The organism is Streptomyces sp. NPDC052064, from assembly GCF_055585925.1.
Map to the genome: position 1 here is coordinate 290575 of NZ_JBVJJE010000012.1, position 22640 is coordinate 313214.

At 72.0% G+C, this 22640-nt stretch carries 20 protein-coding genes, 2 tRNA genes, 2 pseudogenes and 1 riboswitch; of the genes and pseudogenes, 13 read left to right on the forward strand and 11 right to left on the reverse strand.

Going from position 1 to position 22640, the window contains the following annotated elements:
* The first annotated feature begins 71 nt into the window (after positions 1-71).
* The 3 genes from ACZ6TU_RS30630 to ACZ6TU_RS30640 all read left to right on the forward strand — a co-directional run bounded on the left by ACZ6TU_RS30630 (position 72) and on the right by ACZ6TU_RS30640 (position 3311).
* On the forward strand, positions 72-608 hold the full coding sequence (locus ACZ6TU_RS30630) for a hypothetical protein (RefSeq protein WP_469552226.1): 537 nt from the start codon (positions 72-74) through the stop codon (positions 606-608).
* Positions 609-927: 319 nt separating this feature from the next.
* A complete protein-coding gene (locus ACZ6TU_RS30635) occupies positions 928-3084 on the forward strand; it encodes a DEAD/DEAH box helicase (protein WP_469552228.1) in 2157 nt (718 codons plus the stop codon).
* A gap of 154 nt (positions 3085-3238) precedes the next feature.
* Positions 3239-3311, forward strand: a tRNA-Lys gene (locus tag ACZ6TU_RS30640).
* Positions 3312-3526: 215 nt separating this feature from the next.
* On the opposite strand, the gene ACZ6TU_RS30645 is transcribed toward ACZ6TU_RS30640, so the two are convergent.
* Positions 3527-3688, reverse strand: a complete 162-nt coding sequence (locus tag ACZ6TU_RS30645; protein ID WP_469552230.1) for a hypothetical protein — start codon at positions 3686-3688, stop codon at positions 3527-3529.
* Positions 3685-3825, reverse strand: a complete 141-nt coding sequence (locus ACZ6TU_RS30650; RefSeq protein ID WP_469552231.1) for a hypothetical protein — start codon at positions 3823-3825, stop codon at positions 3685-3687. The genes ACZ6TU_RS30645 and ACZ6TU_RS30650 overlap by 4 nt, the downstream gene beginning before the upstream one ends.
* A 97-nt stretch (positions 3826-3922) precedes the next feature.
* Between ACZ6TU_RS30650 and ACZ6TU_RS30655 the strand changes: the two are divergent.
* Positions 3923-4860 (forward strand): annotated as a pseudogene (locus ACZ6TU_RS30655) (IS481 family transposase).
* On the opposite strand, the gene ACZ6TU_RS30660 reads toward ACZ6TU_RS30655, so the two are convergent.
* Together ACZ6TU_RS30660 and ACZ6TU_RS30665 are read right to left on the reverse strand one after the other, a co-directional pair.
* Positions 4857-5717, reverse strand: coding sequence for an RNA polymerase sigma factor SigF (locus ACZ6TU_RS30660; RefSeq protein WP_467677770.1), 861 nt, complete (start codon positions 5715-5717; stop codon positions 4857-4859). The pseudogene ACZ6TU_RS30655 and the gene ACZ6TU_RS30660 overlap by 4 nt on opposite strands.
* A 328-nt stretch (positions 5718-6045) precedes the next feature.
* Positions 6046-6540, reverse strand: coding sequence for a MarR family transcriptional regulator (locus tag ACZ6TU_RS30665; protein WP_467677768.1), 495 nt, complete (start codon positions 6538-6540; stop codon positions 6046-6048).
* A 234-nt stretch (positions 6541-6774) separates the two neighbouring features.
* Here ACZ6TU_RS30665 and ACZ6TU_RS30670 point away from each other — a divergent pair, with 234 nt between their 5' ends.
* The 5 genes from ACZ6TU_RS30670 to ACZ6TU_RS30690 all read left to right on the forward strand — a co-directional run bounded on the left by ACZ6TU_RS30670 (position 6775) and on the right by ACZ6TU_RS30690 (position 10944).
* The gene (locus ACZ6TU_RS30670; RefSeq protein ID WP_467677766.1) at positions 6775-7944 is read left to right on the forward strand and encodes a PP2C family protein-serine/threonine phosphatase; all 1170 of its coding nucleotides are present in this window, start codon (positions 6775-6777) and stop codon (positions 7942-7944) included.
* Between the two features lie 144 nt (positions 7945-8088).
* Positions 8089-8988: an STAS domain-containing protein gene (locus ACZ6TU_RS30675; protein ID WP_469552232.1), complete on the forward strand. Its 900-nt coding sequence runs from the start codon at positions 8089-8091 to the stop codon at positions 8986-8988.
* On the forward strand, positions 8985-9428 hold the full coding sequence (locus ACZ6TU_RS30680) for an STAS domain-containing protein (RefSeq protein WP_467677762.1): 444 nt from the start codon (positions 8985-8987) through the stop codon (positions 9426-9428). The genes ACZ6TU_RS30675 and ACZ6TU_RS30680 overlap by 4 nt, the downstream gene beginning before the upstream one ends.
* Positions 9425-9871: an anti-sigma regulatory factor gene (locus ACZ6TU_RS30685; protein WP_469552235.1), complete on the forward strand. Its 447-nt coding sequence runs from the start codon at positions 9425-9427 to the stop codon at positions 9869-9871. Before ACZ6TU_RS30680 ends, ACZ6TU_RS30685 begins: the two co-directional genes overlap by 4 nt.
* Positions 9871-10944 carry a SpoIIE family protein phosphatase gene (locus ACZ6TU_RS30690; RefSeq protein ID WP_467677758.1) on the forward strand — a complete coding sequence of 358 codons (1074 nt, stop codon included), beginning with the start codon at positions 9871-9873 and terminating at the stop codon, positions 10942-10944. Before ACZ6TU_RS30685 ends, ACZ6TU_RS30690 begins: the two co-directional genes overlap by 1 nt.
* Positions 10945-11217: 273 nt before the next feature.
* Here the strand turns inward: ACZ6TU_RS30690 and ACZ6TU_RS30695 are convergent.
* The 3 genes and pseudogenes from ACZ6TU_RS30695 to ACZ6TU_RS30705 form a co-directional block, all read right to left on the reverse strand.
* Positions 11218-11697 (reverse strand): annotated as a pseudogene (locus tag ACZ6TU_RS30695) (MarR family winged helix-turn-helix transcriptional regulator); the annotation flags it as partial.
* A 117-nt stretch (positions 11698-11814) separates the two neighbouring features.
* On the reverse strand, positions 11815-12456 hold the full coding sequence (locus ACZ6TU_RS30700) for a GTP cyclohydrolase II (RefSeq protein ID WP_467677756.1): 642 nt from the start codon (positions 12454-12456) through the stop codon (positions 11815-11817).
* A 142-nt stretch (positions 12457-12598) separates the two neighbouring features.
* A complete protein-coding gene (locus ACZ6TU_RS30705; protein WP_467677754.1) occupies positions 12599-13114 on the reverse strand; it encodes a MarR family winged helix-turn-helix transcriptional regulator in 516 nt (171 codons plus the stop codon).
* Between the two features lie 99 nt (positions 13115-13213).
* Here ACZ6TU_RS30705 and ACZ6TU_RS30710 point away from each other — a divergent pair, with 99 nt between their 5' ends.
* From ACZ6TU_RS30710 to ACZ6TU_RS30725, 4 genes are all read left to right on the forward strand, one after another.
* Positions 13214-14344, forward strand: coding sequence for a dihydrofolate reductase family protein (locus tag ACZ6TU_RS30710; protein WP_469552236.1), 1131 nt, complete (start codon positions 13214-13216; stop codon positions 14342-14344).
* A 228-nt stretch (positions 14345-14572) separates the two neighbouring features.
* Positions 14573-14646: transfer RNA gene (locus tag ACZ6TU_RS30715), tRNA-Met, on the forward strand.
* 289 nt (positions 14647-14935) lie between these two features.
* Positions 14936-15091, forward strand: a riboswitch (cyclic di-AMP (ydaO/yuaA leader).
* 12 nt (positions 15092-15103) lie between these two features.
* The gene (locus ACZ6TU_RS30720) at positions 15104-16135 is read left to right on the forward strand and encodes a M23 family metallopeptidase (RefSeq protein ID WP_467677750.1); all 1032 of its coding nucleotides are present in this window, start codon (positions 15104-15106) and stop codon (positions 16133-16135) included.
* A 126-nt stretch (positions 16136-16261) separates the two neighbouring features.
* The gene (locus ACZ6TU_RS30725; RefSeq protein ID WP_469552238.1) at positions 16262-17206 is read left to right on the forward strand and encodes an aldo/keto reductase; all 945 of its coding nucleotides are present in this window, start codon (positions 16262-16264) and stop codon (positions 17204-17206) included.
* Positions 17207-17254: 48 nt separating this feature from the next.
* Here the strand turns inward: ACZ6TU_RS30725 and ACZ6TU_RS30730 are convergent, their stop codons facing one another.
* The 4 genes from ACZ6TU_RS30730 to ACZ6TU_RS30745 all read right to left on the reverse strand — a co-directional run bounded on the left by ACZ6TU_RS30730 (position 17255) and on the right by ACZ6TU_RS30745 (position 22589).
* A complete protein-coding gene (locus tag ACZ6TU_RS30730; protein WP_467677746.1) occupies positions 17255-18658 on the reverse strand; it encodes a PrsW family intramembrane metalloprotease in 1404 nt (467 codons plus the stop codon).
* Between the two features lie 64 nt (positions 18659-18722).
* The gene (gene trmB / locus ACZ6TU_RS30735) at positions 18723-19556 is read right to left on the reverse strand and encodes a tRNA (guanosine(46)-N7)-methyltransferase TrmB (protein WP_467677744.1); all 834 of its coding nucleotides are present in this window, start codon (positions 19554-19556) and stop codon (positions 18723-18725) included.
* Between the two features lie 319 nt (positions 19557-19875).
* Positions 19876-21093, reverse strand: a complete 1218-nt coding sequence (gene lhgO / locus ACZ6TU_RS30740; protein WP_467678207.1) for an L-2-hydroxyglutarate oxidase — start codon at positions 21091-21093, stop codon at positions 19876-19878.
* A gap of 74 nt (positions 21094-21167) precedes the next feature.
* Positions 21168-22589 carry an MFS transporter gene (locus tag ACZ6TU_RS30745; protein WP_466201100.1) on the reverse strand — a complete coding sequence of 474 codons (1422 nt, stop codon included), beginning with the start codon at positions 22587-22589 and terminating at the stop codon, positions 21168-21170.
* Positions 22590-22640: the final 51 nt, after the last annotated feature.

Sequence of the window (22640 nt, forward strand, 5' to 3'; positions counted from 1 at the left end):
GGGCGCGTGTCCTCTTGTGGGCGGCGGGAGTTGGAGGTGTTGACTCCATCACCCTTTCCGGAGGTGGCCCCGTGCGCCCCTTGTACGTACCCGTCCGCTTGGCCGCCATGGTCGTGGCCGTCGCCGCTGCCGCCGGCTGTATGAGCGTCGGCGACGACGACGCGGGCGGGAGCGCCAAGCCGTCGCACTCCGCCGGGCAGCGCGGCGGGGCGGCACCTGACGGTGAGTCGGCGGCGTCGAGCGGCGGTACCGGGCTCGGCGCGGCGGCCGACGGGGAGCGCGGGCGTGGCAAGGGCAAGAAGGGTGAGAAGGGCAAGGGCGGTGAGGCGGGGGAGTCGGCGTCTCCCGGGGTGTCGCCGTCCGCCGTGGTGAGCGCGTCCGCGCCGGGGCGCGACAAGCCTGGGAAGCCGGCCAAGCCGATGCCGAAGCCGCCGATTCCGCCGACGCCCACCCGGACGGTCGATCCCGAGCCCACGCCGACGCCGACCGAGGTGACGACGTCGCCGGAGCCGACGGACAAGCCGGAGCCGTCGTCGTCGGCGCACGAGCCGCCGGGGCCGCAGCTGGCGCAGCGGGAGCCGGCACCGGAGGCGGGGGCGCCGGCGTAGCCCTGCGGTGAGCGTCGCCGCGGCGGGAACATTTCCGGGGGGTGGTTGGTTGGGAGCCGACGGGAGGTTCTCCGGGCCGCTGGCTGACGGAGGGTGTCCCCGCTGCCTCCTGCGGAGTCCGGTTTGCCTTGCGGGGCCCGGAGTGCGTATGGTGGCAGATCGTTTGATCCCATCTTGCCCGGCGCCACCGCAGAGCGCGCCGTGTGGCGCGTACTCTCCCTTGCCGTGGTGGACCGCATTGAGGCGGTCGTATTGCGAATCGCGAATCACGGAGTTGACGGGCGCGTGCCGACGAGACTCCGGAAGGTTTCGCATTCGCATGTCCATCGCCAGTACTGATCACATCGTCGTGCCCGAGAACGAGGCAGCCGACGACACCCCCGAACTCACTTTCGCCGACCTCGGTCTCCCCGAGGGCGTCGTGCGCAAGCTCGCGCAGAACGGTGTGACCACCCCCTTCCCGATCCAGGCCGCGACCATTCCGGACGCCCTGGTCGGCAAGGACATCCTCGGCCGTGGCCGCACCGGCTCCGGCAAGACCCTCTCCTTCGGTCTGCCGGCCCTGGCCACGCTGGCCGGCGGCCGCACCGAGAAGCACAAGCCGCGGGCCGTCATCCTCACGCCGACGCGTGAGCTTGCCATGCAGGTCGCCGACGCGCTCCAGCCCTACGGCGACGTCCTCGGCCTCAAGATGAAGGTCGTCTGCGGCGGTACGTCCATGGGTAACCAGATCTACGCCCTGGAGAAGGGCGTCGACGTCCTGGTCGCCACCCCGGGCCGGCTGCGCGACATCATCAACCGCGGCGCCTGCTCGCTGGAGAACGTGCAGATCGCCGTTCTCGACGAGGCCGACCAGATGTCCGACCTGGGCTTCATGCCCGAGGTGACGGAGCTGCTGGACCAGGTCCCCGCGGGCGGTCAGCGGATGCTGTTCTCCGCGACCATGGAGAACGAGATCAAGACCCTCGTCGACCGGTACCTGAACAACCCGGTGAGCCACGAGGTCGACGCCGCCCAGGGCGCCGTGACGACCATGTCGCACCACATCCTCATCGTGAAGCCCAAGGACAAGGCGCCGGTCACCGCGGCCATCGCCTCCCGCAAGGGCCGCACGATCATCTTCGTCCGGACCCAGCTGGGCGCCGACCGCGTCGCCGAGCAGCTGCGCGACTCCGGTGTGAAGGCCGACGCGCTGCACGGCGGCATGACCCAGGGCGCGCGGACGCGGACCCTGGCCGACTTCAAGGACGGGTACGTCAACGTGCTCGTCGCGACCGACGTCGCGGCGCGCGGTATCCACGTCGACGGCATCGACCTGGTGCTGAACGTGGACCCGGCCGGCGATCACAAGGACTACCTGCACCGCGCGGGCCGTACGGCGCGTGCCGGCCGCACGGGCACGGTCGTGTCCCTGTCCCTGCCGCACCAGCGGCGTCAGATCTTCCGGCTGATGGAGGACGCGGGCGTCGACGCCACGCGCCACATCATCCAGGGCGGCGCGGCCTTCGACCCGGAGGTCGCCGAGATCACCGGCGCCCGGTCGATGACCGAGGTCCAGGCCGAGTCCGTGGGCAACGCCGCGCAGCAGGCCGAGCGTGAGGTCGCCCAGCTCACCAAGGAACTGGAGCGGGCGCAGCGGCGCGCGAACGAGCTGCGTGAGGAGTCCGACCGGCTGCTCGCGCGGGTCGCCCGGGAGCGCGGCGAAGAGCCTGCGGCCGTGGTCGCCGGGGAGCCCGCGGAGGTGCCGGCCGGCGTCGAGATCTCGGTGCCGGAGCAGCGGACCGCGCAGGACGCCGAGCGCGAGCAGCGCGCCGAGGCTCCCGCGCCGTACGAGCGGCGGGAGCGGCGCGAGGAGCGCGGCGGGGCCGGGCGTGACCGGTCCGCTGACCGTGACCGTGGTGGTCGTTCCTTCGAGCGTCGTGATGACCGTGGTGGCCGTTCCTTCGAGCGTCGTGATGACCGTGGTGGTCGTTCCTTCGAGCGTCGTGACGACCGTGGTGGCCGTCCGTTCGAGCGTCGCGACGACCGTGGTGGCCGTTCCTTCGAGCGTCGTGACGACCGCGGCGGGTTCAACCGGGACCGTGACGGTGACCGTGGCGGCCGTTCCTTCGACCGTGACCGCGACCGTGGTGGTTTCCGCCGGGACGACCGGGCGGACCGGGGCGACCGGGGTGAGCGCGGCGGCTTCCGTCGCGACGACCGTGGTGGTCGTTCCTTCGAGCGTCGTGACGACCGCGGTGGCCGTCCGTTCGAGCGTCGTGACGACCGTGGCGGCTTCCGCCGGGACGAGCGCGGTGGGCACCGTGGCAGCGACCGTCCCTTCAACCGGGACCGCCGCGACGACCGTCCGGGCTTCCGTTCCGGCGGGCACGACCGGCCCGGGCACGACCGGCCGCAGGGTCGTCGTGACGACCACCGTGGCGGCGGTTCCTTCCAGCGCCGCGAGGACAAGCCGCGCTGGAAGCGCAACAGCTGACGCACAGGCGTGACGAGCGCCGTGGCCCCGTCCCGACGGGGCCACGGCGCTCCGCCGTTTCGGAGGGTTTTCACACCCCCGGCACGGCCGGGTCACCGATACCCGATCGGAGACTCGGCCAGGTCCGGCTATGCTCGTGGGGGCAACATCGCCTGGGCCCTTAGCTCAATTGGCAGAGCAGTGGACTTTTAATCCATTGGTTGTGGGTTCGAGTCCCACAGGGCCTACCTGAGGCGGGTAGGGGGTAACCCCTCTGACCTGCTGTGCAGCGCCTGAGTCGGCTTCGGTCGGGTCGGGCGCTGCTTTATTTTCAAGGCTGTTGCGTGAGCGGATGCGTCCGTCGAGCTTCGACCGGCACAGCACCTGGGGGGGAGCATCACCCTCGTGCAGGGCGAAGACGGTGTCGACCTGTTCGATGCGGCGCCTGGAATCCTCCGCGTAGTCAGGGCTCCGTGGTCAGGCCGAGGGTCACGGCCAGTTCGTCGAGGCACTGTTCGAAGAGCGGTAAGCGCAGGCCGGCCTGGTAGTGGAAGAAGCCCGCGGGCACCGCCTCCACGAGGGCGTCCCGGCTCGCGTAGTAGTGGTACAGCGAGGGTCCGCTCATGCCCTCTCGCGTGCCACCGCGTTGATCGTGACCGCCGCCGCCCCCTTGTCGACCAGGAGCGTCCGAGCGGTCTGGTGGACCTCTTTGAGGGTGGCCTCACGCATCCGGTCGCGTCGGCCCATCGCCTGGTTGCTCATGAAACACCCGCCTTCATGCCGTCGCCCTGAACGGGGCGAGGGCCTCTGGTTTCGGTGTGGACTGCGACATCGACAACCGGCACCCAGGAGGCCCTCGTTGTTCCACCGTAATGCCCCGCTGACGGCGACCGGCAGTCGAGGACGGCTGGCCGCTGCGGCGGGCCGCGGAACGCTTCCAGGTCAGCCACACCACCGCAGCCCGCTGGGCAGACCGCTACCGGCAGCTGGGGGCCGCCGGAATGCAGGACCGCTCCAGCCGCCCGCACCACCAGCCTGGCCGCACCCCGGCCGCCATCGAGGAGCAGGTCGTGCGCCTGCGCCGCGAACACCGCATCGGACCGGTGGCTGGCCGCCCGCTGCAACATCGCCGCCTCCACTGCCCACCGCATCCTGCGCCGTCACGGCATGCCCGCCCTGGCCGCCACCGACCGGGCCACCGGCGAACCCGTCCGCCGCTGTGAACGCTCCCGGCCCGGCGAGCTGGTCCACATCGACGTCAAGAAGCTCGGCCGTATCCCCGACGGCGGCGGCCACAAGGTCCTGGGCCGGGCAGCCGGCCGGGCCAACCAGGACCGCCGCAACGGCACCGGATACGCCTACCTGCACACCGCCCTGGACGACCACTCCCGCCTGGCCTACACCGAAGACCTGCCCGACGAGAAGGCAGCCACCTGCGCGGCCTTCCTCAATCGGGCAGCCGCCTGGTTCGCCGCACGCGGCATCACCGTCGAGCGGGTACTGACCGACAACGCCTGGGCCTACACCAAGAACACCTGGCGCGACACCTGCCGCGACCTGGGCATCAGTCCGCGCTGGACCCGGCCCTGGCGGCCGCATACCAACGGCAAAGTCGAGCGCTTCCACCGCACCCTGCTGGACGAGTGGGCCTACCAGCGGCCCTACACCTCAGACGCCGAACGACAGGCCGTATTCCCCGACTGGCTGGACTGGTACAACTACCACCGACCCCACACCGGCATCAGCGGCCAAACCCCAGCCAGCCGCGTCACCAACCTGCACCGACAGCACAGTTAGCCCGTCGCCAGCAGCCCCGACCGAAGGCGTGCCACCGTGCGGGAGATCAGGCGGGAGACGTGCATCTGGGAGATGCCGAGGCGCTTGCCGATGTCCGCCTGGGTGAGTTCCTCGACGAAGCGGAGGTGGAGGATGAGGCGCTGGCGCTCGTCGAGTTCGGCGACCAGGGGAGCCAGCGCGTGGAAGTCCTCGACGAGTTCGAGGGCCGGGTCCTCCTCGCCGATGAACTCGGAGAGCGTGGTGTCGCTCTCCTCCGAGTCGCCGCTGATCGCGGCGTCCAGGGACGAGGACAGGTAGCCGTTCGCCGCGACCTGGGCCTCGACGACCTCTTCCTCCGAGAGGTTCATCAGCGCCGCCAGCTCCGTGACCTTCGGCGCGCGGCCGAGGCGGGAGGACAGTTCCTCGGTGGCCTTGGCGAGTTCCGTACGGGCCTCCTGAAGGCGGCGCGGCACGTGCACGGCCCAGGACGTGTCGCGGAAGAACCGCTTGATCTCGCCGATGATGTACGGCACCGCGAAGCTGGTGAACTGGACCTCGCGGGAGACCTCGAACCGGTCGATGGCCTTGATCAGCCCGATGACACCGACCTGGACGACGTCCTCCATCGCCTGGCCGCTCGCACGGAACCGGCGGGCCGCGAACCGCACCAGCGACATGTTCATCTCGATGAGCGTGTTGCGCGCGTACTGGTATTCGGGCGTGCCCTCCTCCAGCACGGCGAGCCGTTCGAGGAACTGTCCGGTCAGCCCGCGCGCGTCCTGCGGGGCGAGCTTCTGCGGCTCGCTGATCTGCGGCAGCTCCTCACCGGTGTCGGTACCGGAATCCGTCGTCGTGCCGATGCGCGTCGTCGCCGTCACGGGCCCTCCCTCGTAGTTCCGGCCCGCTCCCGTCCCCCGACAGGCCACCTCCAGCCCGCTACCCGCAGTCGCCCGGCTCATGCCCCGTGTCCTCACCGCCGAGACGTTGACCACAGTCGGCGCAGGTCGGGGCGGTGACGGGGTACCCGCACGGTGGCTCACGGTACGGGCAGGAGGGTGGGGCGGTGCGGCGGCCAGGAGTTGGCGACGGGACTCGCGGAGCGGACAGTTGTCGTTTGGCAACTATAGCCGCGATGCAACGATCCAGCCGTGTCATGCGGTCGCGGGGAGGATCCGGAATGGTGGTCCCGGTGCCACGACGGGCGGTTCAGGCAGTGCGGGTACCGGGCGCGGCGGAGTCGTCGCGGTCGTCGTGTATCCGGGCCGCGGCCGCGTCGCAGAACGCCTCCAGCCCCTGCAGCAGCGCGACTCGCTTGGCGGCGGGCATCTGGTCGAGCACCGCGCGCAGCGTCTGTTCCCGGCGGATGCGCAGGTCCGCCAGGAAGGCGCGGCCCCGGCCGCTGAGGTGCAGCCGTACCTCGCGCCGGTCCGCCGCGCTCACCACGCGTTCGACGAACCCGGCCGCCTGGAGCCGGTCGCACAGCCGGCTGGTCGAGGGCGGGGTGGAGGCGAGGGAGTCGGCGAGGGTGCGCAGGTTGATGCCCTCGTGGTGCTCCAGGATGAGCAGCACGCGCAGCTGGGACGCCGAGGCGGGTGCCGTAGAGGCCCGGCCCCAGAGGACTTCCAGCAACTCCGCGGCCGTGGAGGTCACACGGGCGACCTCTGCTGGCTCAGGGTGGGGTCGGAGGGAAGTCACAGTCACACTCTCGCAGGCACCGGGATGGCCGTCAGCGTACTAGGGGTGTCCGCAAAGTCCCGCCTGCCCTGCGACGCCCGGCACGCCCTCCGGGCGGACGACGGGGCTTCGCGGACACCCCCTGGGCGTGCCGCGAGCCAGGCCCGGCACAGGCCCCGGGACCGAGGGCCGTGCCCGAGGACCAAGTAAGTGTCCGACCGAGGATTCAAGGATTGGGCTTCGACCATCGTGACGACGATCGTGAACAGACTCGTGACCGCCGAGCGCGCCCTGCGCTCGGCGGCACCCCCTCAACTGCTGGACGCGGTCCGTCGCGTACTGACCGATCAGTACGCGGCGGACTCCGTCGAGCTGTACCTGGCCGACTACGGACTGACGGTGCTGCAGCCGGTGTCCGTGCCGCCGCACACCCTTCAGCCGGTGTCCGTGGCCAACAGCCCGGCGGGCCGGGCCTTCGGCGCGCAGGAGCCGTACGTGGAAACCCTTCCGGGTGACTCGGTTGACGGAGTACGCGTGCATCTGCCGGTCACCGTGCGCGGCGACCGCCTCGGCGTGCTGACGGTGACCCTGCCGGGCGGCGAGCACGCCGACGGCTGCCTCGGCGAACTGGCCGAGATCGCCGAGGTGCTCGGGCACGAGGTCGTCGTGGCCGAGCGGGACACCGACGTGTACCTCCAGGCGCGCCGCAGGGACCGGCTCACCCTGTCCGCCGAGATGCAGTGGCAGTTGCTGCCGGGTCGCTCCTGCTCCCGCCCCGAGTACGAGCTGGGCGCACAGCTGGAACCGGCATACGCGATCTTCGGCGGCAACTTCGACTGGTCCGCCACGGCCGACCGGCTCAGTCTCTACGTCACCAGCGGCGTGGGCGACGGTATAGAGGCCTCCCTGCTGACGAACCTGGCGATCAACGCCCTGCGCAACGCGCGCCGGGCCGGTCTCTCCCTCGCCGACCAGGCGGCCCTGGCCGACCAGGCGGTGTACGCCCACTACCGGGGCCGCTGCTACCTGTCCGTGCTCATGCTGGACATCGAGCTGGCCACCGGGCGGGCCCGGGCGGTGGACGCCGGCTCCCCGCGGCTGCTGCGGCTGCGCCATGGCGCGGTGGAGCGGGTGCCGTTCGACGCCCAGCTGCCGCTCGGCATGTTCGAGGAGACCGACTACGTGGCCCAGGAGTTCGAGGTCCAGCCCGGTGACCGGCTGGTCTTCGTCAGTGACGGGGTGCACGACGCCGCCTCGCCGGGCGGCGAGGCGTACGGGGGCGCCGCCCTGGCCCGGGCGATCCAGTCGACCCGGCTGCTCCGGGCCGCCGAGGTGCCCCGGGCCGCCCTGCGCGAACTGTCCGGCCACCGCGGCAGACCCGCCCCGGACGACGACGCCCTGGTGGTGTGCCTGGACTGGCGTGGGCGGTGAGGACCGGGGCAGACGCAGGTCAGGGATGTGGACGAGCGGCTGCTTGGTGGTGCCGTACCCCGGCCCTAATGTTTGTCATATGGCAAGTAACGGCTGAGGTGCCGTAGCGCGACCTCGGCCGGCCCGTGCAAGGGAGCGATGCAAGTGTCGGTGTCGGAAGAGAACGCGGAGCAGGAGCCGGCCGCACACCAGGTGAGTGCCTTCCTCGAACGGCGCCGGGAGCAGATCGCCCAACGGTGGGCGGACGCCGCGCTGTTCCGCACGGTCTTCACCGTCTCCCGCGACGAGGCGGTGGAGGCGGGCAGGTCTGTTGCTGCGGCGCTGGCCGCGGTGGCGGCCGCCGGGCGGCCGGACGACATCCGGGCCTCCGGATTCGAGGCGGTGCGCGACCAGTTGGGGCGGATGGCGGCCTCCCACGACCGCATGGGGATCGGCGCGGACGGGCTCGCCGACGAGGTGGCCGAGCTGCGCGAACCGGTGACCGAGCTGCTGCGTTCCGAATTCCCGGACCCGTACGCCCCCGAGGCCCAGGAGTGTGTGCTGGCCCTCACCGTGCTGATGGGCACGCTGCGTCTGGTCGTGCAGGAGACGACGGTCAGCGCGGGCGAGGCGGTGATCGCACGGCAGCGCGAGCAACTGAACGAAGTGGCCACCCCGGTGATCAAACTCTGGGAGAGCACCGTCGCCGTACCGCTGATCGGCACGCTGGACAGCGCGCGCAGCCAGGTGGTCATGGAGAGCCTGCTGGACGCGATCGTCGCCGAGCGCGCCCGGTACGCCATCCTCGACATCACCGGCGTGCCCACGGTCGACTCGCTGGTCGCCCAGCACCTGATGAAGACGGTGGCCGCGGCCCGGCTGATGGGCGCCGAGTGCATCGTCTCCGGCATCCGGCCCGCGATAGCGCAGACCATCATCCATCTGGGCATCGACCTCGGCACGGTGCTCACCCGCGCGAGCCTGGCGGACGCGCTGGCCTACGCGCTCAGCCGGCAGGGCGTCGAGATCGCGCCACTCCGGGCGGCCGACGCGGGTGCGCGATGACCGGCCCCTCGGGGAACGGGCCCGCGGGATTCGGGCTCCCGGCCACCGGGCCCTCCGGCGGGCCCGGCTTCACGGTGCCGGTCCTCAGGCTGGGCGACATCCTGCTGGTCACCCTCCAGGGGGAGCTGCACGACGGGATGGCCGAGCAGCTCCAGCAGGACATCACCGAACGGATCGCGCACACCCGGGTGACCGGTGTGGTCATCGACATCTCCGGCGTGGACATCGTCGACTCCTTCCTGGGGCGGGTCCTCGCCGAGATCGCCGCCGCAGCCGGACTGCTGGCCGCCCGTACGGTGCTGGCCGGGATGCGCCCCGCAGTGGCGATCACCCTGGTCGAGCTGGGGCTCACCCTGCCCGGACTGCGTACGGCCCTGGACGTCGAACGCGCGATGGAGATGCTCACCGCCGGTGAGTACCGGGACGGGGGGAGTCCGTGACGCAGGCCTCCCGCCACGCCGCGCCGGCCAGCCTGCCGATCGGCTCCGACGCCGACCTGGCCTGGGTACGGCAGCAGGTCCGGCAGGCCGCCGCCGGGCTCGGCTTCGGTCTGGTGCAGCAGACCAAGCTCGTCACCGCCGCCAGTGAGCTGGCCCGCAACACCCTCGTCCACGGCGGCGGAGGCCATGTGGAGATCACCCCGCTGGACACCGGGCCGTCGCCCGGCCTGCGGCTGGCCTTCGTCGACGCCGGGCCCGGCATCCGCGACCTGGACCAGGCGATGACCGACGGCTACACCAGCGGCGGCGGGCTCGGACTCGGCCTGAGCGGGTCAAAGCGGCTCGTCCAGGAGTTCGAGGTGGACAGCCGGCCCGGCCAGGGGACCACCGTCACCGTCACGGCCTGGGCCACGGTCGTGCCGCCGACCCGGTGGGGGGCGTGATGAGCAGGGTGTGGGACGTGCCGGTGGACGACTCGACCCGGGTGCGGGACGTCCGGGTGGCGGCCGAGGCGGCGGGCGCGTGCGCCGGGCTCGGCCCGCACCGCACCGCGACCGCGGCGCTCGTGGCGACGGAGCTGGCGACCAACCTGGTGCGGCACGCGGACGGCGGGTACGTCGTCATCAACCTCGTCGAGGGCGCACCCGCCGACGGCCGGCGGCTGTCCGTGCAGCTCGTCGCCCTCGACCACGGCCCGGGCATCCCGGACGTCGCGGCGGCGATGAGCGACGGCTACACCACCGCGGCCTCCCTGGGCGCCGGCCTCGGCACGTGCCGGCGCACAGCGAACGACTTCGACCTGCACAGCGCCCCCGGCCGGGGCACCGTGGCCGTGGCCCGGATCGACCACGAACCCCCCGCCGGCCGGCATCGGACGCCCCCGCGGGGTCTGCGCGCCGCTGGCGTCAACGTCCCCCTCGGCCGGGCCGAGTACTCCGGCGACGCCTGGAGCCGGGTGTGTGCCGACGACCGTCTGACCTTGCTGCTCGCCGACGGGCTCGGTCACGGACCCAAGGCGGCCGAGGCGTCCGGCGCCGCCGCGGACGCGCTGCACGGCATGGCCGACCGGCCGCCCGCCGAGATGCTGCGGCATCTGGGCCGGGTCCTGCGCCGCACCCGGGGCGCAGCCGTCGCCGTGGCCCAACTGGACCTCGGATCGGGGCGGTTGCACTTCGCGGGGATCGGCAACGTCGGCGCCCGCCTGCGTACCGGCGGCACTTGGAAGGCGATGCTGTCCCAGCCCGGCATCGTGGGCGCGCAGGCCCCGGCGTCCGTGTCCGTGCAGCGGGCGCCGTGGCAGGACGACAGCCTGCTCGTCCTGCACAGCGACGGCTTGCCCGGCCGCTGGACGCCGCCCGACGACGCCGTGCTCCTCGGCTGCGACCCGGCGGTGATCGCCGCGGCGATCCTCCGGGACGCGGGCAGCGCGGCTCGTCCGGTGCGGGACGACACGTGCGTGGCGGTGCTGGGTGGTGGCGGCGCCGGTGGGGGGAGCCGTCACGGCTCGGGGGGCTGACGGCGCCGGGTTTGGGGGAGCGGGGGCGGCCGGAGCGCGGGTTGTGCGGGTGGGGCGCGGGTCGTTGGACGGGGCGCGGGTTGTACGGCCGGCTTACGGCGGGACCGACCGGACTTGCCGCCGTTACGGTCCGCCGGTGGGGTCAGTCCTGTCGGTGTGGCCGGTGGGGTCAGTCCCGTCGGTCCGGCCGGTGGGGCCGGTCCCACCGGTCCCGTCGGTGGGGCCGGGGCCAGTCCCACCGGTCCCGTCGGCCCTGTCCGTCCCGTCGACCCGGGGAATATCCGCATCCCGCGCGGTGAGAAACCCCCGCAACCCCCGGCTCAGCGCCACCCGTGCCGCCGGTTCCATCGCCGCCAGCGCCGTCGCCAGGGCCTGTGCGCGGCGGCCGGCGACGTCGCCCAGGACGTGCTGCCCGTGCGTGGTGAGCCACAGCTGTACCTCGCGGCGGGTGTCCGGGTGCGGGGCGCGTTCCAGGAGGCCGGCCGCCGTCAGGCGGTCGCAGAGGCGGCTGGCCGTGGGGAGGCCGATGTCCAGCCGGTCCGCCAGGGCCGTCAGGTTCAGTCCGGGCACCGCCTCCAGCGTGCGCAGTGCCCGCAGCTGGTGCAGGGACAGGCGCGGGGACGCCTCCTGGGCGGCGTCCGACCACAGGGCCGTCAGGCTCTCCACGGCGTCGGCGATCTGTGCCGCGACGGCCTCCGGGCCATCGCCCGGTCTCCTCGCCCCGGGATCTCCGGGGCCGCCGAGATCGGTCACGAAACGGTCACTTTCCATAAGCTCCGGGTACTGCGGAGGTCGCCCTCTTTCAAAGGCTGTACCCGATGAGCCGAGGGGCAAGCCGCCTCGTTCGGTGCCCGGCCGGGCCGGGAAGGCTCAGCTCGCGTTGAGCCCCGTCAGCGCGGCGAGCGGCAGCGTGTGCTGGGTCTGGAGGACCTTCGCGCGCAGGTAGCGGACGTTGTGCGCGGTGGTGAAGACGCCCGTGGGGACGCGGTCGCGGACGTCCACGCCCAGGTCGCGCAGCTGGGCGGCCTTGTCGGGGTTGTTGGAGAGCAGGTCCAGCTCGCCGATGCCCAGGGCGCGGAGCATCTGAGCCGCCGCCGTGTAGTCGCGGGCGTCCTCCGGCAGCCCCAGGGCCGCGTTCGCCTCGTAGGTGTCGAGGCCCTCGTCCTGGAGGGCGTACGCGTCGAGCTTGTTGTAGAGGCCGATGCCGCGGCCCTCCTGGCGGAGGTAGAGGAGCACGCCGCCGCGCTCGGCTATGCGCTCGACGGCCTCGCGCAGCTGCGGACCGCAGTCGCAGCGGGCCGAGCCGAACACGTCCCCGGTCAGGCACTCGGAGTGCAGCCGCACCAGCGGAACCGGGCCGGGCTCGCCCAGGACGACGGCCACGTGCTCCTGGCCGTCGGCCAGACCGTGGAAGGTGACGAGTTCGGCGTCGACTTCGTACCCGTCGTGGAAGCGCAGCGGGACCCGGACTCGGGAGCGCGGGGTGGCGAGGACAGCGGCGGTGTCGGGCATGCGGGGCCTCCGGGTTCCGTTCCTGTTCGGCTGCACAGCCGTCGGCTTGCAGGCTGCTTCAGATTTGAAGCAGATCCACGTCCGGAACCCTACCCTTGCTTTAAATTTGAAGCAACGAGATCGAGGTGCGTTGTGACGTGCCTCACGAACAGGCTGTGGAGGACCTCCGTCGCCACGGCACGTCGTCCGACGCCGGCCGCGTCCCGTCCTCCTGGAGCCCCTGCGCGATCGCCATGGAGATCTCCTCCAGCTGCCCCACCTGCTCCTTGCTGAGCCGGTCGAACAGGAAGCTCCGCACGGTGTCGACATGCCCGGGCGCCGCCCGCTCCAGTACGGCGAACCCGTCGTCGGTCAGGGCCGCGATGCTGCCCCGCTTGTCGTACCGGCAGGCCTCGCGCCTCACCATGCCGTCCTTCTCCAGCCGCGTCACCGCGTACGTCAGCCGGCTGCGCGTGATCTTCAGCCGCTCGGCGAGATCGGTCATGCGCAGCCGCCGCTCCGGGGACTCCGACAGGACGGACAGGATGGAGTAGTACAGGTGCGGCATGCCGGCGTCCTGCTGGAGCTGCCGGTCGATCGCGTCCTCCAGGAGCAGTGAGGCGGCGATGTACGCGCGCCAGGCGCGTTGCTCCTCGGGGGTGAGCCAGCGAGTCGTCATGCGGCCAGTGTAGGTTTGTTTCAAACTTGAACCAAGACCGTCCCGCAAGTCCGCCGTCTTCCACGAGTTTCCACGTATTTCCACGAGCCGGGAGCGTCGATGCCCCACCCGTACGTCCTGCTGTCCGCCGCCGTCTCCCTCGACGGCTACCTGGACGACACCGGCCCCGAACGCCTGCTCCTGTCCAGCCCGGCCGACTTCGACCGGGTCGACGAGGTCCGGGCGTCCGTCGACGCGATCCTGATCGGCGCCGGCACCGTCCGCGCCGACAACCCGCGCCTGCTGGTCAACTCACCCGAGAGGCGAGCCGCCCGCACGGCCGCCGGCCGGCCGGAGTACCCCCTCAAGGTCACCGTCAGCGGCTCCGGCGACCTCGACCCGGCGGCACGGTTCTGGCACACCGGCGGTGAGAAGGTCCTCTACACCACCGACAAGGGCGCCGAACGCGCCCGTGCCCTCGGCCTCGCCACCGACGTCGTCCCGCTCGGCGCCGACCTCGACTGGCGGCGGCTCCTCACCCACCTGCACGACGTCCGGGGCGTACGACGGCTCATGGTCGAGGGCGGCGGCCTGATCCACACCCAGCTCCTCACCCAGGGCCTGGCCGACGAACTCCAGCTGGTCCTCGCCCCGCTCTTCGTGGGCGCCCCCGAGGCACCCCGCCTCTTCGGACCCGGCGGCTACCAGTCCGGCCGGCTCCGGCTGCTGGAGACCCGGCGGATCGAGGACGTGGTCCTCATGCGCTACGAGCCGACCGCCCCCGGCACCGGCCCCCTCCCCACCGCCGCCGACCACCACTGGCTGACCCTCGCCTGCGAACTGGCGGCACAGTGCCCGCCGTCGGACACGGCGTTCAGCGTCGGCGCGGTGGTGGTCGCGGCCGACGGTACGGAACTGGCCCGCGGCCACTCCCGCGAGGGCGGCGACCCGGTCGTGCACGCCGAGGAGGCGGCCCTGGCGAAGACCGACCCGGCCGACCCCAGGCTCGCCGGCGCGACGGTCTACAGCAGCCTGGAGCCCTGCGCCCGCCGCGCCTCCCGTCCCGCACCCTGCGCCCGGCTGATCCTCGACGCGGGCGTACGACGCGTGGTCACGGCCTGGCGCGAGCCGGACACCTTCGTGGCGGGGGCCGACGGCAGCGGCGTCCTGGCGGCCGGGGGAGCGGAGGTCGTCGTCCTCCCGGAGCACGAGGAGCGGGCCAAGGCCCCGAACCGCCACCTGCTGCACTGAGCGCGGGCCGATCGGCCCAACAGATCCGGCGGCCTCGCCGCCTCCCGGGTGACGCCACCTTCAGCGTCACCGCCGGGAAGCAGCCCTGGCTGAAGTCGCACCTCGGCATGGGGGACGGCGCGCCCAGGTCCCGCTGAAGTCGGGGACCTTCCCGGCACCCCTCTCCACGGGTGAGCGCCGGGTGTGCGCGAGCTGTCCCGCGGATGGCGTACACTGGAGACACAACGACGCGGGGTGGAGCAGCTCGGTAGCTCGCTGGGCTCATAACCCAGAGGTCGCAGGTTCAAATCCTGTCCCCGCTACTGAAGGCCGAGGGCCGGAATCCGAAAGGGTTCCGGCCCTCGGTGTATGTCCCGAGCCCTTCATTACGTTCGGTGAGTGAATCACACCGCTGCGCATAACAACTGACGCACCGTCAAAACTCGTGAGTCACTTATGTGGCGGCCAACTCGCCCGATTTGAGCCGGTCATGGCAGGTTGGTCCGCGCGAAAAAGGTTAATGATCAAGTGGAATCGCTGGAATACCCACCGCGCGTCTATTAACGTTCGATAACGCAGCGCGGTCGTCCCAGCCGTCACAGAAGGCGGCTCCGTGCGCACGCGCCGAATCCCGAAAGGGAACCGGGGAACCACCACTTGGGGTGAATCGGGCGGATGCCGCCGTGGAAGCACGGCCGGTATACGCGCGTAGGAGACCTTCCTGCTCCGAACCCGTCAGCTAACCCGGTAGGCGAGAAGGAAGGAAAGGAGTACGCCCACGTGGCGTCCAACCGGCCTGCCCCCGCGGCCCCGTCCGCGCCGAACCAGCGCGACACCGAAACCTTCGGCTACGGCGGTCACCGTACCGACGAGGGCCCGTTCCAGGAATGGAACCCCACCGCGGAGTCCATCCGTCCCGTCCGTGGCCGGCATCGTGTCACCAAGCAGCGCGGCGGAGGACTCGCCCGCAGCTCCACCGTCCTGGGCGTCGGCGTCATAGCCGCCGTGGGCGCGGGCGGCATGGCCAGCGCCCAGACCGGCAAGCCGCCGGTGTCGATCTCCGTTTCGGACCTTCCCTCGGTGGGTTCCCTCATTTCGGACGACGACACCCCCGAAGGCTCCGCCACCCCGCTCAGTGACCTCGGCACGGCGGCCGCCGACACCGAGCAGGGCACCTCCGGCGCCGGTGAGGCACTGCGCGCCCGGATCATGGCGCAGGTCGAGCACCAGCAGGAGCAGATCGAGACCAAGGCCGCGCAGGATGCCGCGGAAGCCGCCGAGAAGGCAGCCGCGGAGGCCGTCGCCAAGGCGGAGAAGGAAGCCAAGGCCAAGGCCGCCGAAGCCAAGAGGAAGGCGGAGGAGGAGGCCCGGAAGAAGGCCGAGGCCGAGCGGCTCGCCGCCCTCGCCAAGCAGTACACGCTGCCGACCTCCGCGTACACCATCACCTCGACCTTCGGTCAGGCCGGCGCCTACTGGTCCTCCGGCTACCACACAGGTCTCGACTTCGCCGCCCCCACGGGCACGCCGATCAAGGCGGTGCACAGCGGCACCATCACCGAGGCGGGCTGGAACGGGTCGTACGGCTACAAGACGGTCCTGACCCTCGATGACGGCACGGAGATCTGGTACGCGCACCAGTCGTCCATCGGCGTCAGCGTCGGCCAGAAGGTCAGCACGGGCGACGTCATCGGCCGCGTGGGCGCGACCGGCAACGTCACCGGGGCGCACCTGCACCTCGAGGTTCACACCGGTGGGTCCACCAACGGGGTCGACCCGCTGGCGTGGCTGCGGGGCAAGGGCCTGAACGTCTGAGCTTCGGAGGCCGGTTGAAGCACCGGTGGTCCTGATGACGACCCCCGACATCAGGGCTGCCGGTATTTACGGCAGCTTTGCGTCTGTTGTGGAATGAGCGGTTCCGTACGGTCGTTGACGCAGAGCATGACTTCTCTTCGCAAGCTCGGCTCCTCCGACCTCGAGGTCTTCCCGCTCGCCCTCGGCGGCAACGTCTTCGGCTGGACCGCCGACGAGGCGCAGTCGTTCGCCGTCCTCGACGCGTACACCGCCGCCGGCGGCAACTTCGTCGACTCCGCCGACGTCTACTCGGCCTGGGTCGAGGGCAATCAGGGCGGTGAGTCCGAGACCGTCCTCGGCAAGTGGCTCACGTCACGCGGCAATCGCGCGGACGTCGTCGTGGCCACGAAGGTCAGCCAGCACCCCGAGTTCCGCGGCCTGTCCGCCGCCAACATCAAGGCCGCCGCCGACGCTTCCCTGCGGCGCCTCGGCACCGACTACATCGACCTCTACTACACCCACTTCGACCAGCCCGAGGTGCCGGTGGAGGAGATCATCGGCGCGCTCGACGAACTCGTGAAGGCCGGCAAGGTGAGGTACATCGCCGCCTCCAACATCTCCGCGGAGCGGCTGCGGGCCTCCCTGGAGTTCTCCGACCGCGAGGGGCTCGCCCGGTACGTGGCCCTCCAGCCCCACTACAACCTCGTCTCCCGGGACACCTACGAAGGTGAGCTCCAGGACCTCGCCGAGCGGACCGGCCTGGCGGCTGTTCCGTACTACGCGCTCGCGTCGGGCTTCCTCACCGGCAAGTACCGGCCCGGTACGAGCGTCGACAGCGCGCGGGCGGGCGGTGCCGCCAAGCACCTGGAGACCGAGCGGGGCCGCCGGGTCCTCGACGCCCTCGACGAGATCGCCGCGGCCCACGACGTCCCCGTCGCCACGGTCGCCCTCGCCTGGCTCGCGGCCCAGCCGACGGTGGCGGCGCCGATCGCTTCCGCGCGGACGGTGGAGCAGCTGCCCGCCCTGGTCGGGGTCGGGGAGCTGACGTTGACGGAGACGGAGCTCGGGCGGCTCACGGAGGCTTCGGCCTGAGCGGTTGCCCCCGGATGGCCCGCCCGGGGGTGAGGGCTGAGGTTTCGGCTACGACCGGTACGGGTTGTACGCGGGGTACCGCTCCGCGTCGCCCCACCGCGTCGTCGGTGTTGTCACCGTTGGCCGAGTTACCGGACAGCCGTACCCGTACGCCCCGTACACCGGCCAGGGCGGGGCCGCCACCGGTACCGGAGGGGCCGTGATCCGCGCGGCGTAGTCCAGCGCGGGCCGGGCCGCCTCCCGGCGGCGCCACAGCTCGTCTAGCAGTTCTCGTTCCCGTACGACGAAGTCGGCACCGGCGCGGCCGCGGCGGCCCCGGTGCCGCAGGAACGCCAGAGACGTCGCGTACGCCTCGTACCGCGCGACCTCCCGCGCCACCCCCCTGCCCGCGTGGCGGCGGGCGTACTGGCGGGCGATCCGCCGGGCCCGCATCGAGCCGAGCGCGTACGGCTCGACCGGCGACAGCCACCCGGCCACGGCGTAGGCGGGCAGCTCCGCCCGTACGGTTTTCAGCTCCCGCTGCCGGGTCCAGACCACCAGCCACGTCAGCAGCCCGAAGATGGGCACCATGAACGCCGCGTACACGGCGAAGAACCCGTACTCGCCGAACGCCGACGAGCCGTTCCACATCGCGTGCAGGCCCATCGCGAGCAGCAGCCCGGAGAGCGGGAAGGCGACGCGGCGGACGTGCTGGCGGTCCGCCGCGAGTGCGGAGACGCCGAAGCCGATGCCCGTGAGGACGGTGAAGAGCGGGTGCGCGAACGGCGACATGATGATGCGCACGAAGAAGGTCGCCGCCGTGACGGAGGCGATGCCGGTGCCACCGGTGAGCTGGTCGGTGCCGAAGGCCGTGCCCAGGTAGAGGATGTTCTCCGTGAACGCGAAGCCGGTCGCGGTGACGCCGGCTGTGACCACTCCGTCGAGGACGCCCGTGAAGTCGCGGCGCCGGAAGAGGAAGACCAGAAAGACGGCCGCCGCCTTGGCCATCTCCTCGACCACCGGGGCTATGACGGTCGCGCCGAGCGTGTCCGCGCTGGACGGATCCGCCGTCGCCGTCGCTATCCATCTGGTCGCGAAGCTGTTGGCGACGATCGCTATCAGCGCCGCCGCGCAGGCGCCCCAGGCGAAGCAGAACAGCAGGTTCCGCCAGGGGCCCGGTTCGACCCGGTCCAGCCAGCGGAACGCGGCTATGAGCAGGGGCACCGGGAGCGTGGCCAGCCCCAGCCCGACCAGGAACCCTTCCGTGCCGGTCTCTTCGCGGACCAGGGCGAGGATGACGAGGCCGGATATCGCGAGGAGCGTGGTCAGCGCGCCGTAGCGCACCCAGGCGCGCTGCCACCAGTGGGCATGCCGGAGGGGGGCGGCGGTGGGTGCGCCGGCGAAGGGCGCGCCGTCGGCGGGACCGCTGGGCGGACCGCTGGGGTACGACGGATGTGGGGGGCAGGTGGCCACGGCATTGACCCTAACGACGGATGGGCGCTGTCCGCAGGCGGGAGGGATGCGGGTTCGGGTGCGGTCAGGCGCCGGCGGGGGGTTGGTCCACGTGCTGTACGCGACGGAAGAGGAGGTCGTTCACGACATGTCCCTTGTCCAGTCCCTGGCCCTCGAAACGGGTCAGGGGGCGGAAGTCGGGACGGGGCGCGAACCCGCCGTCCGCCTGCGTGTTCTCGAAGTCGGGGTGTGCCGTGAGTACGTCGAGCATCTGTTCGGCGTACGGTTCCCAGTCGGTGGCGCAGTGCACGATCGCGCCGGGCTTGAGGCGGGTGGCGGCGAGGGTCAGGAAGTCGGGCTGGATGATCCTGCGCTTGTGGTGCCGCTTCTTGGGCCAGGGGTCGGGGAAGTAGACGCGCAGGCCGTCGAGGGAGTCCGGGGTGAGCATCTCGCGGAGGAGGATGATCGCGTCGCCGTTGCCGACGCGGATGTTGGACAGGCCGTTCCGGTCCGCGAGATTGAGCAGGTTGCCCTGGCCGGGGGTGTGGACGTCGACGGCGAGGATGTCGGTGGTGGGGTCGGCTGCGGCCATCTGGGCGGTGGCCTCGCCCATGCCGAAGCCGATCTCCAGGACGACGGGGTTGTCGTTGCCGAACAGGTCGGCGAGGTCGAGGGTTCGACTGCCGTCGATGTCGAGGCCCCATTTGGGCCACAGCCGCTGAAGCGCGTCGGCCTGGCCGGCTGTGACCCGGCTCCGCCGCGGCTGGAAACTCCGGATCCGCCGCTCGAAGTGCGACCCGGCGGGATCGGCCTTCGGCCCATCGGGGAAGCGCGGCTCACCCTTGGCCCGGGTGTGCCGGATGGAGGCGCCGGGGGTGGCGGGCTGGGGCGTTTCGGGGGTGTTCACGGAGTCAGACACAGTGAGGCCGATTTTACGGGGGGTGGATCGCGTCCGGCGGGACGGGCGGGGGTGGTATGCCTGCGGCGGCCTGCGCGGGTGCGGTGGGGGTGCGCGTAGCGCCTTCGCGGTGGTCGTGGGTCGGGGCCGCCACCTAGCTGCGGGCAGTCGTGCCTCCCCCAGTGCCTTAAGGGCCTGGGAGGTACCCCCAGGGCGGCACGGGTGGGCGCTGGGGGTACCCCCAGCTCGAAGCGCTTGGGGGAGGCACCCCGCTCCGCCGGGCCGCAGACCCGCCCGGCCTCAGCGACAACGCCGAGCACCTCGGAACCCCCGCGGCTGGTCAGGCCAGCGCGCTCAACGCCCTGCGCGCCACCTCCCTGCCGATCGGCAGGGACGCCGTAGCCGCGGGAGACGGCGCGTTCAGCACGTGCACCGTGCGAGGGCCCTCGCGGAACAGGAAGTCGTCCACCAGCGTGCCGTCACGCAGCACGGCCTGTGCCCGCACCCCCGCCGCCGTCGGCACCAGGTCGTCCTCGGACACCCCGGGCAACAACCGCCGCACCGCCTCCGTGAACGCCCCCTTGGACACCGACCGCCGCAGCTCCCCCGCCCCGTACCGCCAGTGCCGGCGGGCGATCCGCCAGGAGCCCGGCCAGGCCAGCGTCGACCCGAGCTCCCGCACACGGACCGTCCCCCACCCGTACCCCTCGCGGGCCAGCGCCGGCACCGCGTTGGGCCCGATGTGGACACCCCCGTCGATCCCGCGCGTGAGATGCACCCCGAGGAACGGGAACGCCGGGTCGGGGACCGGATACACCAGGCCCCGCACCAGCTCCGGTCGGGCCAGCTCGTAGTACTCGCCCCGGAACGGCACGATCCGGACGTCCGGGTCGTCCCCGGTCAACCGGGCGACCTCGTCGCTGTACAGGCCCGCGCAATTCACCAGCACCCGCCCGCGTACGACGTCCCCGGCGGCCGTGAGCACGGCGACTCCCCGCTCGGGGCGGCGGTCGACGCGGACGACCCGCGTGCCGTAGCGGATCTCCGCGCCCGAGCCGTGGGCCAGCCGGCGGGCGACCGCGACGAAGTCGCAGATGCCGGTCGTACCGACGTGTATCGCGGCGAGGCCCCGCACCTCCGGTTCGTACTCCGCGATCTGGGAAGCGCCCAGTTCACGGACCGGGATGCCGTTCTCCCGGCCGCGCTGTACGAGTGCGTGCAGGCGGGGCAGCTCGGAGCGGTCGGTCGCGACGATCAGCTTGCCCGTGACGGCGTGCGGGATGCCGTATTCGGCGCAGAATTTGACCATCTCGGCGGCGCCCCGCACGGCGTAGCGGGCTTTGAGGGAGCCGGGGCGGTAGTAGATGCCGCTGTGGATGACGCCGCTGTTGCGGCCGGTCTGGTGCCGGGCGGGGCCCGGTTCCTTCTCCAGGACCGTGACCCGTGTGCCTGGTGCGGCGCGTGTGATCGCATACGCCGTCGACAGACCGACGATCCCCCCGCCGATCACCAGCACGTCACAGTCGTACGCGATCTCCGGCACCCGCGTCACCAGCACCACCTCCCGCTTCGATAGTGCACTGCGCCACTGACAATGCCTTCAAACGCGGGGACGGCAGCATGCCTGTCCGGCTATGCCGGGGCCATCAGCAGCGGCCGGGCGCGCTCCCGCAGCTCCACGACCCGCGGTTCGTCGCCGTACGGCTCCAGCCGGTGCAGGAGGTCCTTGACGTACTCGGTCGTGCGGGCCGAGGAGATGCGCCCGGCGACCTCCACCGCTCGTACGCCCTGCTCGCACGCCGCGTCCAGGTTGCCCGACTCCAGTTCGGCGACCGCCGAGACGACCAGGCGCAGGCCGTGCGAGCGGACGAACTCCTCGGTGGGCTTCGAGAGCGCCTGTTCCGTGAAGCGGCGGACCTGGCGTGGGGCCTTCAGGTCGCGATAGCACTCGGCCGCGTCGGCGGCGAAGCGGTCGTAGGAGTAGAAGCCGAGCCAGCTCGGGTCGTTGTCGCCGGGGCGGGCGCGCTCCAGCCAGCTCTCGGCCGCCTTCAGGGCGCCGCCGGCCGCCTGGGCGTCACCCGCACGCGCGTGTGCCCGGGCCTCGACGAGGCGGAAGAAGCTCATCGTGCGCGCCGTGGCGAGCCCGCGGTTGCGTTCGAGGGCCGCCTGGGCGAGGTCCACGCCCTCGTCGCCGAAGCCGCGGTAGGTGGCCTGGAGGGACATGGAGGCCAGGACGTAGCCCCCGAGGGGGACGTCCGCCGCCGCCCGGGCCAGGCGCAGGGCCTGGATGTAGTAGCGCTGGGCGGCTTCCTGCTGGCCCGTGTCGAAGGCCATCCAGCCCGCGAGCCGGGTGAGTTCGGCGGAGGCGCCGAAGAGCGCCCGGCCGACCTCGTCGGAGTAGGAGCCGAGCAGGAGGGGAGCCGCCTCCACCCTCAAGCACTCGGGGACCATCGACGAACGCCAGTCGCCGCCGCCGTACTTGGAGTCCCAGCGCCGCGCGTCCTCGGCGGCCTCCCGCAGCTTCTGCACATCGCTGTGGCCGACTTTGAGCGGTGCGCCGGAGTCCTCGCCGGGGCCCACGTCACGCGCTACCGAACTGTCGGCCGGGGTTATCAGCCACCGTGAGGCGGGCGTCGCGTACGCGCTCACCGCGAACGATCCGGCCAGCGACTGCCAGATGCCGCCCCCGGCGCGGCGGCCTGCGAGGTCGAGGCGGTACAGCTCCGTCGCGGACTTCACCGCCTGCCCGACGTCCCGCGGGAAGGCGAGGCCGACTTCGGGCGCGGGGTCCGCGTCCGCCAGGCCGATCTCGTGGAGCGGCACCGGGCGGCCGAGCTTCTGGCCGATGGCGGCGGCGATGAGGTGCGGCGCCGCACCCTGCGGCACCATGCCCTTCGACACCCAGCGCGCCACCGACGTTTTGTCATAGCGAAGTGTCAGTCCTCGCTGAGCGCCAAGATCGTTGACGCGCCGCGCGAGGCCTGCGTTGGAGATTCCCGCGAGGGCGAGAACGGCGCCGAGTTTTTCGTTCGGCCCGCGTTGCTCCCTGGACATGAGCCACCCCTCGACACAGACGGCTGCCGACGTTGGCATAACCACGCGGCA